The 13820-nt window shown below is 38.3% G+C and carries 9 protein-coding genes; 6 read left to right on the top strand and 3 right to left on the bottom strand.

The genetic code is table 11. The features are described from left to right. Positions 1-3: 3 nt before the first annotated feature. The 3 genes from F6K23_RS07345 to F6K23_RS07335 form a co-directional block, all read right to left on the bottom strand. The gene (locus F6K23_RS07345) at positions 4-810 is read right to left on the bottom strand and encodes a hypothetical protein (protein WP_293152724.1); all 807 of its coding nucleotides are present in this window, start codon (positions 808-810) and stop codon (positions 4-6) included. 139 nt (positions 811-949) lie between these two features. Then, entirely contained in the window at positions 950-1192 is a 243-nt protein-coding gene (locus F6K23_RS07340) for a hypothetical protein (protein WP_293152721.1), read from the bottom strand. A gap of 814 nt (positions 1193-2006) precedes the next feature. Then, on the bottom strand, positions 2007-3470 hold the full coding sequence (locus tag F6K23_RS07335; protein ID WP_293152718.1) for an NYN domain-containing protein: 1464 nt from the start codon (positions 3468-3470) through the stop codon (positions 2007-2009). A 997-nt stretch (positions 3471-4467) separates the two neighbouring features. Here F6K23_RS07335 and F6K23_RS07330 point away from each other — a divergent pair. From F6K23_RS07330 to F6K23_RS07305, 6 genes are all read left to right on the top strand, one after another. Then, positions 4468-5976, top strand: a complete 1509-nt coding sequence (locus tag F6K23_RS07330; protein ID WP_293152715.1) for a UbiD family decarboxylase — start codon at positions 4468-4470, stop codon at positions 5974-5976. A gap of 1425 nt (positions 5977-7401) precedes the next feature. Then, positions 7402-9198 (top strand): histidine ammonia-lyase, encoded by a 1797-nt coding sequence (gene hutH / locus F6K23_RS07325; protein ID WP_293152712.1) that lies wholly within the window; start codon positions 7402-7404, stop codon positions 9196-9198. Positions 9199-10050: 852 nt separating this feature from the next. Beyond that, positions 10051-10290 (top strand): hypothetical protein, encoded by a 240-nt coding sequence (locus tag F6K23_RS07320; RefSeq protein ID WP_293152709.1) that lies wholly within the window; start codon positions 10051-10053, stop codon positions 10288-10290. Positions 10291-10406: 116 nt separating this feature from the next. Beyond that, positions 10407-11897 carry a class I adenylate-forming enzyme family protein gene (locus F6K23_RS07315; RefSeq protein WP_293152706.1) on the top strand — a complete coding sequence of 497 codons (1491 nt, stop codon included), beginning with the start codon at positions 10407-10409 and terminating at the stop codon, positions 11895-11897. 285 nt (positions 11898-12182) lie between these two features. Next, positions 12183-12326, top strand: a complete 144-nt coding sequence (locus F6K23_RS07310) for a hypothetical protein (protein ID WP_293152704.1) — start codon at positions 12183-12185, stop codon at positions 12324-12326. A gap of 7 nt (positions 12327-12333) precedes the next feature. After that, positions 12334-13443: a 3-oxoacyl-ACP synthase III family protein gene (locus F6K23_RS07305; protein ID WP_293152700.1), complete on the top strand. Its 1110-nt coding sequence runs from the start codon at positions 12334-12336 to the stop codon at positions 13441-13443. Positions 13444-13820: the final 377 nt, after the last annotated feature.

Below are 13820 nucleotides of genomic sequence, written 5' to 3'. Positions count from 1 at the left end.
TTTTTATCCGTTGTTAACAGCAGTTTCACCAACAGCAGGACGCTCTTCAGAAGATATGAAAGCTTCTTGTGTTGCTAGACGTTGTTCGATGTTATCAATACTTTGAGCCATTAAAGCTAGTGTTTGTTGCACTTCGCTTGTTAGGTTAGCCGTAACTGTTTCGATATTTTCTTTGGGTAGTTTGTCGGGAACGTCTTTGATTTCTTTGATTTCTTTGATTTCTTTGGTTTCTTTGGTTTCTTTGACTTCTGGTTTTACTTCTTTAACATCCTTATCTACTAGCTCTTGTTTAAGTGTAAATAGACTACCTCCATTAGAAGTTGGTAGGGCATAAACCAGTTGGTCAAAATCAGAAACAATAGGTGGGTTTTCACTGACAAATGTGCCTCGATGTTCGGGAGTTAGTAGCACATTAAATTTACCACCAGGAGCGCGCAAAAATATTTCGACAAATCCACGAAATTCGACTTCATCTACCTGTGGATTGAGAGTAGTAATATCTGGCTGTAAAATCACTAATCCTGTATCGTGGGCGGCTATTCCTACATCAAGAGTGAATTTACGAGGGTCTGGGGTGGGAGTTAAATCGCCAAATACGTTAATACCAGCTACGTCACTAATAGTAATAGTATCAGCTAAGTTTAAGTTAGGTGTTGTAGCTGTAAATTGGAGTCGAAGCCTCAAGTCAGTGTTATTAGGATTAGCAATAGTTAAAAAGTAACCTTGGAGAACTTGACGGTCAGAATTAGGAATATTTCCTACAGTAGGAGTGATAGGTTTTAAAAGTAGTTCAAAAGTTGAAACTAGCATTATTTGTCCTCAACAAAAAGTAGTTGTTTTGTCATCAAATATGATTGATAACTTTGATTTTTTTTGGTGTTTTTTGTTCACCTGTATCTACCTTAGCCTGATAATTATCAAGTGTGTAGGACAAAAACCTAAAAATGATTTACATTTTTCGCTCCGTAATGCGATCGCGTTCCCAACGTGCCAAAATTTCTGCAGCAAGACGACGAATAGGCCGAGATGGTTGCCTTCTTTGTGCTGCCCATTTGTCTACTGTATCTCTGGTTACTCCTAACATTAAGGCTAAAGAATCTCTGGTTAATCCTTCTCGAATATTAAGCAATGTTAGAGGGTCTATTTCCTGAGTTTCTGCTTCTATTCGTGAAATCGCTATGGTTTTGGACATAAATTTTTTTCCCCAACTAGAACCTATCATTTATACTACTCAGGACTTACCCAAAATTCCGGTTTTATTAGCCGCTGTATAGACTGTCCTGTAGGACACCATACAAGTTGAGTTACAGTGTAAGTCCTGTTAGTTTTCATATTTCTGAGACTGTCATAGGTTATGCAGTATGATTTCAATGGTTAAATAACGAAGTTTGGCGTTGATGATTTGAGGTATGATCGGGACTTACGCACGGATACTAAATCCAGTGAGGGCAAATGCCATTTGCGTTCCGCAAAGCTCCGCTTTATATGTTGCGGAGCAAAACGCCCCTACATATGGTGTTTTCAAGGTTAAGCGTGCGTAAGTCCTGATGATATCATGTCCGGATAATTACGGATAGAACTCCGTTCCGCTTACGCGACCAAAAAACTTTCTCCTTCTACTCGGGGTTTCTTCTTCTTTCTTCCCTCCTGACTACTGACTCCTGACTTCCCCTCCTGGGAGCGGTTAGGGATGGGTTTGCTCACCTCCTGGGAGGGGCGAGGGTGGGTTGGCTCCTAAGTAATAATGCAGCTTGCATATCTTCGAGACCTTGTATAGCAGTCTAGACAAAGGTTAGGATATTTATAAAGGCTCAAACTCAGTCAGAGATTACTTTTAACTTCAGGACTTACGCACAGACACTAAATCAAGTGAGGGCGAATGCCATTCGCCCCTACATCTGGGGTTTTCAAGGTTAAGCGTGCGTAAGTCCTGACTTTTAACTTTTAACTTTTAACTTTTAACTTTTGACTTTTGACTTTTGACTTTTAATTTGTGCTATACTCTCCTACTCCTGATTCACGATCGCCACTTGATATTTATTACCAACTTTTTTCAAATTAAAGGCGTTAGAAGACTTTAAAAAGTCGAGAAATTTACCACTTAATTTTAACTGTTTCAGGATTGTAGTAATAGAATGACGATATTGTTTTTTAAATTCTGTGCCAATAATAGAAATGCAAATGTAGCCATGAGGAGCATGAGCAGCTAAAACTTCAATAATATTCACCAACGCTTTTTCCAATTCTTTTGGAGTTCTAATTATCTGTGAATTTACAGTCGGTACATTTTCAGCAGGTTCTGGAGAGCTAATTATCTGTGAATTTACAGTCTGTATATTTTGGGCAGCGATCGCCACTTGATATTCTTTAGACCTTGGTTTTTTTTTCACTCTAAATTTAGGAGAGAATTTGAAAAAGTTATCCAGGTCGTTGTTAATTTTTAAATCCTTTAATACCTGCCCCATATCCTCCCCAAATATTGCCATAAATTTTTCATCAACTAAGTTCAAATTCACAAAAATTTGATTCTTCTTGAGTGGAATATTAGAGATGATTTTCATCACTTCTTTCTCAAATTCTACTCGAGAATTAATCTCCGGTAAATCAACCATCTTTGGCTGAATATTTTCCTCATTTTCAACTAATTCTGTAGCAATATTTTTAGCTGCCAAAATCTCCGAATCTTCGGAAACTACCTGTGATAAATTTTGTTTAGACTCTCGAACTAGAGAAATTTCACATCGTTTCTCCAATAAACTAGCAATAATAGATAACTCGGAGCTGCGCGGACTAATTGACTCATTTTCCACTTGCAACAACTCTTGAATTTGTTCCACAAACTCTTCTAATGGTGGAATTTCTGTTGCCATCTTCAGAGAATAATGCCTTACCTCCAAAGTATTTCGATTTTCTATGCTCAAAATATTATCTGGTTGTCTTCTCACCCGATAAACAATCAAACCTTGATTTTGTAAACTATTACAAAGGTGAGTCAATAACCAATCCGAAGAACAAACAAAAACAGCTTTAGCATCAGAATATTGCCTACCAATAGCTGCCCCCATAGACATCATTTGAGCATCAGCACTATTTTTACCTTCCGGAACATGAATAAGTTGATATCCACGCTCAAAAAGTTCTGCATCATATTTGCTCAAACTAGAATTTTTCCAGTTAGCAAAAGCAATCTTAACTTGTAAAGAATATTCAGAAATACTAGCTAAAAATTGCTCTGTATTAATATCAATTTTCAGATTTTCAACATCTAATAATAAAATTGCAATTCCAACTTCGGGTGCTTCAGTTAAAGTTGTCGGTTCAGATTTACTAACAGAAATTTCCTGCCCTATCCTTGATGTAGGCAACTCTGCCATAAACTGCCGACCACAATCTTTGCAGCGATAGCGTTGACGATTGTTGGGACGACCATTTTTGCGTAAAGATTGAGAACCACAACTGGGACATTTCATTTATAAGTCAAAAGTTAAAAGTTAAAAGTCAAAAGTTAAAAGTATCAGGACTTACGCAGGTGAACCCAGAAACCTGGTTTTTTCCTAATGTCTATTGTTAAAAACAACGATTTACCCTAAAAACTGAGTTTCTTTGCATAAGTCCTAAGTATTTGATTTCATCTTCAATAATCTTATGGTGAATTACCCATTAAATCAAAAGTCAAAAGTCAAAAGTATTTAATTAGCAGTGGGAGCATCTTGCTCCCTTGCTCGTATCTTGCTCCCTTGCTCGTATCTTGCTCCCTTGCTCGTATCTTGCTCCCTTGCTCGTATCTTGCTCCCTTGCTCGTATCTTGCTCCCTTGCTCGTATCTTGCTCCCTTGCTCGTATCTTGCTCCCTTGCTCGTATCTTGCTCCCTTGCTCGTATCTTGCTCCCTTGCTCGTATCTTGCTCCCTTGCTCGTATCTTACTCCCTTGCTCGTATCTTGCTCCCTTGCTCGTATCTTGCTCCCTTGCTCGTATCTTACTCCCATGAAGCGCCGTTGTTAATTCTCATCTACCATTACTATCAGGACTTACGCATGAACGCTATTAGTAGGGTGTGTTAGCGGTAGCATAACTGAGCGAAACTCTATATCTATTGTCAGTGCATAACTCCTAACTATGCATAACTACCTTTCTATTTATAAATACATGATATATACCAGTAGAAGGAAAGGGTGCGGACATATCAAAATCTGGAACAGGGAATGGGGAACAGGGAATAGGGAACAGGTAGGGACGTTGCATGCAACGTCCCTACAGATTATTTCGTTTACGGGTTGTTCGGAAGCAAGTAATGAAAGGGGTATTCATAATTCTTATGTTGATTCACCAACGCCCAAAATCTTAAAACTCATACAACGCAATATTCTTCCTTCTGCTATAAAAAAACTCCTTTCTAGCTACTGACAACTAATAACTGATATGACTCCTGTGATATCATACCGTTGTTTAACAAAAGTTAATAAAATTATGGCCCGCGACTTAAGAGGATTCCTGAAAATTTTAGAAGACCGAGGACAACTATGCCGAATCAAAGCTTTAGTTGACCCTGACCTAGAAATAGCAGAAATTTGTAATCGGATGCTGCAAAAGGGTGGCCCTGGTCTCCTGTTTGAAAATGTCAAAGGGTCTGACTACCCCATAGCAATAAACTTGTTGGGTACAGAACAACGAGTATGCTGGGCAATGAATATGGAAAAACCCCAAGAATTGGAAACCTTGGGCAAAAAACTGGGGATGCTCCAACAACCAAAACCACCAAAAAAGATTTCCCAAGCAGTAGAATTTGGCAAAGTTTTGTTTGATGTTGTCAAAGCAAAACCAGGGCGTGACTTTTTCCCTCCTTGTCAACAAGTCGTTGTTGAGGGAGACGCTCTCGACTTAAACAAAATTCCGATGATTCGTCCCTATCCTGGAGATGCGGGTAAAATTATTACTCTCGGTTTGGTTATTACAAAAGATTGTGAAACAGGTACACCAAATGTAGGGGTTTATCGGTTACAGTTACAGTCGCGTAACACTATGACTGTACATTGGTTATCCGTCCGTGGTGGAGCGCGACATTTGCGAAAAGCAGCAGAAAATGGGAAAAAGTTGGAAATTGCAATTGCTCTTGGTGTAGACCCATTAATTATTATGGCTGCTGCTACTCCAATTCCTGTAGACTTGTCAGAATGGCTATTCGCAGGACTTTATGGTGGTTCAGGTGTCAAGTTAAATAAGTGCAAAACCTTAGATTTGGAAATACCCGCAGATTCAGAATTTGTCCTTGAAGGTACTATTACTCCTGGGGAAATGTTGCCTGACGGCCCATTTGGCGACCACATGGGTTATTATGGTGGGTTGGAAGATTCTCCGGTGGTTAGATTTCACTGTATGACTCACCGCAAAGACCCAATTTATTTGACCACTTTTAGTGGGAGACCGCCCAAAGAAGAAGCAATGATGGCGATCGCTCTGAACCGGATATATACTCCTATTCTCCGACAGCAAGTTTCAGAAATTGTTGATTTTTTCCTCCCCATGGAAGCTCTGAGTTACAAAGCTGCGGTAATTTCTATTAAGAAAGCATATCCAGGTCAAGCGCGACGAGCAGCGTTAGCTTTTTGGAGTGCTTTACCACAGTTTACTTATACAAAATTTGTAATTGTGGTGGACGATAAGATTAATATTCGCGACCCTCGTCAGGTAGTATGGGCAATTAGCTCTAAAGTCGATCCTTCTAGAGATGTGTTTATTTTGCCGAATACACCTTTTGATAGTTTAGATTTTGCTAGCGAAAAAATTGGTTTGGGTGGTCGTATGGGAATAGATGCGACTACAAAAATTCCTCCTGAAACTGACCATGAGTGGGGTGCAGCTTTGGAGTCCGATGCCGATGTTGCTGCAATGGTGGATAGACGTTGGACTGAGTATGGGTTGGATGATTTGAATTTGGCAGAAGTTGACCCGAATTTATTTGGATATGATATTCAGTAATCCTACTGAGCAGCATGATCATAATCATATTCGGTAATTCTACTGAGCAGCATTTTGCAACTTTCCGGAGGTACAAAATTCTGGGAAAGTAGGCAACACAGAAGAGCAGTTGGAAGAGGTAAAAAGCAAGAGGCTTGATTATCGATCTTCTTTGCCGGAATTTATATCCCCCCCACCCCCTTTTAGGGGGCATCAATGACGGATTGAAGCACAACTTTTTGATTGCCAGTAATTAGCCGAAATGATCTTAAAAGGGGTCAAACTAGCTTAAAATCGGGGGGACTAGCGAACGCCAATAATACGAATAAATCAAGTATTTATGCCTTTATTTGTTCCTGATGATTTGATTTTGAGAAAAGGCCAATTAAAGATGATGAACGAAAGTGTAAGTAGCTGGCAACTGATATAAATTGACGTGCCGAATTTATAGTGGTTCTAAAATAAATAGACTACAGTTGCCAAAGCATTTTTCTACTCCCTTCCCACTACTTCTGACTCCTACAGGTAAAAAGAATTATTGTGTAGTCTACTTAAAAAAAATGTTGTAGGTTATGAAAATATCTATTGACAACTTAATATAAAGATTGTTAGATTATTATTGTTCTGACTCATCAAACGAATATATCCGTTAAAGTACTGACTTCAGAATTAAGTGTGAATCACTTAGTTAAAATTACTATTGTTCTGATGAATCAAAGGAATATATCCGTTAAAATACTGACTTCACATGGGAATAAAAAACATACTCAAAATTAAGTTTGAATCAGTTAGTTACGATTACTATTGTCCTGATGAATCAAAGGAATATATCCGTTAAAATACTGACTTCACATGGGAATAAAAAACATACTCAAAATTAAGTTTGAATCAGTTAATTTTCAGCGGTCTTTGTGATACTATTATTTTAGCTAAAATTATAAATTAGCTGAGATTAAGTTAGGCTTAATGAGTTATACTATGATTTAGTTACTTACTCATAACTTAGACCCAGAAAATTATCATCCCCACCTAAAGTCCACTTTCATCAGTAAAACTTCATTTAAGTTAGGTAGTGTGTAAATACCTTTTCAACAATGAACTCTACTAATCAATAACTCCTAGATGCGCCTGTTTGTGTTTTAATTCTTTGTACAATCCAATAAATAAAAGTCTGCTGAGAGCGACCAATAGAGAACACTGACAATATCTTCTATTGGTTACTCAATCACAGACTGATTGATGCCTTTAGCTTTTCAAATATCGAATTGCTGTTTCTGGTAGCAATTCTAGAGTTAGTTTGTGGTTCAGTTTTACTCAACTTAGCCACTCAATCCAACATGGATACGTATAGACATCTATTTTCATTATAATAGATTCTTTCTGTCCTGTTGGTGATATGAGTCATGTAAACTTGTGATTTCGATCGCTCAAGAGGAGAAAATACAATTGAGAAATAAATTACTGAACAATCAACCCCTTCAAGAATCGGTAGGGGATAAAAGTTCTTCATCTCTCCATAATCAGAGTCTCAAACTTAAAACTTCATCTAGTATTGAGAACCATTTATCCATCAGAAAATCTGAATCTGATCAAATATCAAACCCAATAGTTGTTGGCGAAGACAATCTCACTCTCAGACAGGTAGCGAAGGTAGCAAAATTAGGAGCGCCAGTTACACTAACAAAACGTCAAGATGTCTGCCAAGGTATCCAAGACTCTTGCAACTATATTGCCAATGCTGTAGAAACTGGAAAATCAATTTACGGAGTCACTACAGGATTTGGTGGTATGGCTAACACAGCTATTTCCTGTGAAGATGCTGCTGCCTTGCAAGAAAACCTAATTTGGTATCACAAAGTAGGAACAGGAAATCGACTCCCTATTGCTGATGTTCGTGCTGCTATGCTGTTGCGGATGAACTCTCATACCAAAGGTGCCTCTGGTATTCGCTATGAATTAATCGAACGTATGGCGATATTCCTCAACGAAGGAGTTACCCCTCATGTTTATGATTTAGGTTCCATTGGTGCTAGTGGGGATCTAGTCCCTCTGACACATATTACTGGAGCATTACTAGGTTTAGATCCAGCGTTTACTGTAGATTTCAAAGGCAAAGAAATGTCAGCCGTTGAAGCTCTTAAGCGACTTGAATTACCAACCTTGTCTTTGCGTGCTAAGGAAGGGTTGGCAATGGTTAATGGTACTTCTGTGATGACTGGAATAGCTGCCAATTGTGTAAATGATGCTCATTCATTATTTGCTGTAGCTATTGCAACTCACGCATTAATGATACAAGCACTGGGCGGTACAAATCAGTCATTTCATCCATTTATCCATGGTTTGAAACCTCACCCCGGTCAAGTCTGGGTCGCAGAACAAATGGTAAATTTGCTGTGTGACTCCCGTTTGAGTTACGATGAATTGAATGGTGATAATCACTTTGATGGTGGCGATTTGATTCAAGACCGTTATTCTATGCGCTGTTTACCGCAGTATTTGGGTCCGGTGCTGGATGGTTTGTCGGATATTGCTAGTCAGATAGAGACAGAAATTAATTCTGTGACTGATAATCCCTTAATTGATGTAAAACGTCAAAGTAGCTATCACGGCGGTAATTTTCTGGGTCAATATGTGGGAGTCGCAATGGACCGACTGCGCTATTTTATGGGGTTAATTGCTAAACATTTAGATGTTCAAATTGCTCTGTTAGTTACTCCTGAATTTAATGGTGGATTACCTGCTTCTTTGGTGGGGAATGCTCAACGAAAAGTGAATATGGGATTGAAGGGTTTGCAAATTGCTGGCAATTCAATTATGCCGTTGTTGACTTTTTATGGGAATTCTCTAGCTGACCGTTTTCCTACTCATGCCGAACAGTTTAATCAGAATATTAATAGTCAAGGATTTGGTTCTGCTAATTTGGCACGGACTTCGATTGATTTATTCCGACAATATTTAGCGATCGCTTTGATTTTTGCTGTCCAGGCAGTGGAGCAAAAAAATTATCTGGTTTTTGGTAATTATGATGTTGAAAAAAACTTGTCACCTGCAACTAAAATGTTGTATAATAAAGTCAGAGAACTGTTAGGAAAACCTGTGTCAAAAGAACAGTCTTTGATCTGGGATGATGATGAACAAAGTTTAGACATTTATATTTCACGAATTGTAGATGATTTGAGTGACCCTGGTCAGATTAGTCAAGCTGTTTCTGATATTTTTTCTGAATTACTGAATGAAAAATAATTAGAAAACTCTTCGTTTTTATCTTTTCAAAAAATTATGAGTAAAGTTTAGGGTGTACAATACTAGATTATCTCCTATATCTTTACTTATAAGAAGGTTACTTTGAGTATTTAGGATTACCTTTCAACAATGAATAATGAATAATGAATAATGAATAATGAATAATGAATAATTACCTCTCCTTGAAAGAAGAGGATTGACAAATTCATGAAAATTTTTCTTCACAGGAGTCGATTGGATATGGCTCCGAGACCTCGCCATCCCATCCTAGGTCATGCTGCGCAAACGACCGCTTATATCATGTCCGGTTGAACAGTGATAAATAAATAACGACGGAGGAGTCAGGAGTCAGTCCTCAGGAGTCAGGAGGAAAGAGGGAAGGAAGAAGAAGAACAGGAGAAGAAGGAGAAAGTTTTTTATCACTAATTATCCGGACATGATATTATTATCCCCTTAAAAGGGGAGGCTTTAAACCACAATTTTTCGGTAAAAAACACAGAGAAAAAAATAGGTAAAGTTGCAAGGTAAAGCGAAATAATCGTTACTCAGATTGATATGAAATACCGATTATACAGTTACCCTTAAAACTACTTTCATTAATCGGGAATTAAGGAAATATCTGATTTATATGCTACCCGTACCGTAGTTTAAAGTGCTTTGCAACGTAAGCTACTAATTATTTTGGCACTCCTGCAACTGTATCGGTTTCTTTCCTACTCCCCCACTCCCTCACTCTCCCACTTCTTCAAACATTTGTCTGTGCCTAATCGTTAAAAATTAATAGTAACTAATCAACAATAATTAGTTTGTTCTTGTTTTGATTAGTTAAGCCAGAAAAACAAGGATATTTCGATGAAGATTCAAACTTTTTTCCCAGAAGTTTGTTGTAGATGGTTGTGTTTTTTTCAGAAAACTAAATTCTCCAAAAAACTACAATTTTGGGTAGAAACAATCGAGCATTGCCGAAAAATTTTTCAACTAGATGCTAGTGATTGGCAACAAATTTGTCAAATCATAGCTCCGGCTGATTATATTGCTGAATACACTACTAATTTGGCAGTTAAAACTTACGGTTTTTGTCAAATAATTTGATTTTCTTTGATACATTACTCCAATGTATAAAACGTAAGTATTCCTTGTAGAAAATGCTTACTATAAAACTACTTTATACACCATGGAAAAACAAATATTTGGGGTAAAAAATTACAATGAATATTACACAACATATTGAAAGAGGCGCTCAATTTTTTCCTCACAAAACAGCTTTAATTTTTGAAGAAAAAGCTTTTACTTATGGGGAACTAAATGAGTTAGCAAATCGTGTAACTAATGGTTTGCGGTATTTGGGAATAAAATGTGGCGATCGCATAGCTTTGTTTTTGCCAAATATTCCTGAATTTGTCATTACTTATTTGGCAATTCTCAAACGTGGTGCCGTGGTTGTTTCTGTTAATTCAATGCTGAAAAGTGATGAAGTTCGCTTCATCCTAAATGATAGTGAGGCAGTAGCAGTTGTGACAACAGAATCTTTGAGGGAGCAAATACCCCATCGGGATTTAGCTTTTCTCAAAAATGTTTTAATTGCTGAGGGTGAAACATATACAGATATCAGCTTATCTACTCTGCTCGAAAAAGGGAGTGCTGATTTCAAGGCAGTTTCCATGGAACCGAAAGCTCCTGCTGCTATTGTTTACACTTCTGGCACCACTGGTTTTCCTAAAGGAGCAACCCTATCTCACGGGAATGTGTGTTCTAATATGCACTCAGTTAAGCATTCTTGTAAGATCCACTCTGATGATAAATTGTTGCTTTTTTTACCCCTTTTCCACTGTTTCGGTCAGAATTTTATTCTCAATGGTGGGTTAAATGCTGGCGCAACAATTATTTTGCAGCGACGGTTTAAACCAGAAGATGTATTGAGAGCTGTTCAAAATCATGGCGTGACCATGTTGTTTGGAGTTCCGACTGTGTTTTTACGCTTGCTGGAGATGGGTGTCTCGCAGTCAGATTTTAACTCGGTGCGCTATTATTTTAGTGCTGCTGCTAAAATATCTGTAGACCTTGTGTGTCAGTGGCAAGAATTTTGTGGTAAACTGATATATGAGGGTTATGGATTAACAGAAACTTCACCTTTTGCTTGTTACAACCACGATTTGAGATATAAATTGGGTTCCATTGGAATGCCAATTGAAAACGTAGAAATGAAGGTTGTGAATGAAGCTGGCAACGAGCTTGAATGTGGGGAAGTTGGAGAGCTGTTAATACGCGGTCCGAATGTAATGCTAGGATATTGGAATCGTACAACAGAAACACAGAAAGTCTTGGATAATGGCTGGTTTCGTACAGGCGATCTAGGCAAGATGGATGAAGATAACTATTTCTATATTGTCGATCGTTTGAAGGATATGATTAATGTTTCTGGGTTCAAAGTGTATCCTTCTGAAGTGGAAAAAGTGATTCTGGAACATCCATCTGTAGTTGAGGCAGCGGTTTATGGTATGAGCGATCGCCTGAAAGGAGAGGTGGTTAATGCTAATATCGTTCTCAAACCTAGTAAATTTGCTTCTGCTGAGGATCTGAAAAGTTTCTGTGCTCAGAGAATAGCAAATTATAAAGTGCCTCATACATTTCGCTTTGTTGATTCTATTCCCAAAAATGCTACGGGGAAAGTTCTCAAGCGTGTTTTGTGCCAACAATAATTGACTAAATATAGCACCGCACGTTAGTAATAGTGTTTCATATCAAATCCGGTAGCATTGGTTTCAAGAATGCGCGAATTTAGAATGCGCGAATTTAGAATTACCTCTTCTTATAAATTAAGAGGATTGGATCAAAGGATTTTTTTTCTTCTCTTGGTCTCATGGATATGGCGAGGAGACCTCGCCATCCCTCGACCGCTTTTTTCTCCATGAATGGAGAGGCTTTATACCTGAATTTTTCGGTAATTAGATAAAGAGTGTGGGGAGGGTGGGGAGGGTGGGGAGATGGGGAGATCAAGAAAGATTTGGCAATGGCGCTCAGATGGAACATTACCATATCTAGATCAGAATCAAAAGGCATCAATTGAGAGTTTGACGATCGTCGAACTGACAAATCAAGTTTTTCACAAGTACATAATTAAGGAATAAATCTATCATGTATCAACCTGTAGGTATTCGTTCTCTTGCCGTTAGTTTTCCTAGTGTTGTGCGTACTAATGATTATTGGCGAAAAAAGTATCCTGAGTTAGTTGCTCAAGCAGAGCAAAACAACTTAGCAAAGCTTTTTTCAGCTAGTAATTCAACCAGCAGCAATGAATTCAGTCAAGCGATGAAGCCATATCTTCAAGACCCTTTTCGTGGTACCGTAGAACGTAGGGTATTAGGCCCTGGTGACTCCTCACTAAGCTTAGAATATCGTGCTGCCACCGATGCTCTCAAAGCAGCAAATATGTCTATTGACCAAGTAGATTTAATGCTTGTCGCTTCAATTTTTCCTGAAGAAATTGCCCCTGGTAACGCTGCCTATCTTTCCCAAAAATTAGGATATACTGGAGCTGCTTGGAACGTTGAAGCAACTTGCTCTAGTGCTATGGTAGCGCTCCAAACTGCCAACGCCATGGTGAAAGCTGGACTGTATCACAATGTATTGGTTGTTGTTTCAAACACTTATACTCGTTTTGCTGATGAGCGAGATAGTTTCTCGTGGTTCCTCGGTGACGCTGGAGGTGCTGTGTTGGTTAGTAAACTAGAAGCAAATCAAGGTGTCCTGGGCACGAAAATTTTAAATACAGGTAATACCTGTGGTGCTTTCTTTAACGAATTCATTATAGAAGAGCAAAACAAGGTGAAAATGTTGATCCGCGCTGGCAATAATGCAGGTAAAGTATTAAGTGAGAGTTCAAATGTGATTCGTACTTGCTGCGAAGGTGCTGTTGCTGAAGCTGGTTTGACACTAGATCAAATTGATTTTTTTGCTTTCAATAGTCCTACTGCTTGGTATGTAGATGTCTGTGCGCGAAAATTAAATATAGATCCAAAACGCACTATTAATCTACATTCTCAGTACGCTAATATTGGCGCTGTTTTACCTCTTGCTAATCTCTATCATGCAACTCATTCTGGTAAACTTCGAGAAAATGACCTAGTTCTCATCTACACCTTAGGTACTTCATCAAATGTTGGTGCAATGGTGATGCGTTGGGGTGATGTAGCTTTAGGAGTTGCTCCTACACCATCAGAAAGCCTGATGAAAGTAGGAGTTTAAGTTCATCAGAGCTTACGCAAATTTTTTATTATACTCTAACTGTGATTTAGGGTACGTTGCGACGTGCCCTACAAATAGAGTTACTGTGGAAGTCATATCAAATCCGGTTGTAAATAGTATCTTTACTAATTATCCGAACATGATATTAGAGATAATTTGAAAAAAGTACCTTTTCATCAGCGGATTTATATCATGTTCGGTTGAATAGTTATAAATAAAAATGGAGGAGTAATGAGTTATGAGTAATGAGTAATGAGTTATGAGTTATGAGGAGGGAATTTTAAGCTATAAATGAAGAGAAAGTTTTTTGCGAAGCGCTCTGATCCGGACATGATATAACTTGTTTCCATTGGTGGCCTCAAACTAGGGCTGTTCAG

The sequence above is a fragment of the Okeania sp. SIO2C9 genome, from assembly GCF_010672455.1.
Taxonomy (GTDB): Bacteria; Cyanobacteriota; Cyanobacteriia; order Cyanobacteriales; family Microcoleaceae; genus Okeania.
Note: the sequence above shows the minus strand (reverse complement) of the source record. Positions and strands in the feature narration are given on the sequence as shown.

Excerpts from the sequence above, each read along its gene's own strand:
- F6K23_RS07305 (WP_293152700.1), top strand. The coding sequence starts at position 12,334 with ATGTATCAACCTGTAGGTATTCGTTCTCTTGCCGTTAGTTTTCCTAGT.
- F6K23_RS07335 (WP_293152718.1), bottom strand. The coding sequence starts at position 3,470 with ATGAAATGTCCCAGTTGTGGTTCTCAATCTTTACGCAAAAATGGTCGT.
- F6K23_RS07345 (WP_293152724.1), bottom strand. The coding sequence starts at position 810 with ATGCTAGTTTCAACTTTTGAACTACTTTTAAAACCTATCACTCCTACT.
- F6K23_RS07310 (WP_293152704.1), top strand. The coding sequence starts at position 12,183 with ATGGGGAGATCAAGAAAGATTTGGCAATGGCGCTCAGATGGAACATTA.
- F6K23_RS07340 (WP_293152721.1), bottom strand. The coding sequence starts at position 1,192 with ATGTCCAAAACCATAGCGATTTCACGAATAGAAGCAGAAACTCAGGAA.
- F6K23_RS07320 (WP_293152709.1), top strand. The coding sequence starts at position 10,051 with ATGAAGATTCAAACTTTTTTCCCAGAAGTTTGTTGTAGATGGTTGTGT.
- F6K23_RS07330 (WP_293152715.1), top strand. The coding sequence starts at position 4,468 with ATGGCCCGCGACTTAAGAGGATTCCTGAAAATTTTAGAAGACCGAGGA.
- F6K23_RS07315 (WP_293152706.1), top strand. The coding sequence starts at position 10,407 with ATGAATATTACACAACATATTGAAAGAGGCGCTCAATTTTTTCCTCAC.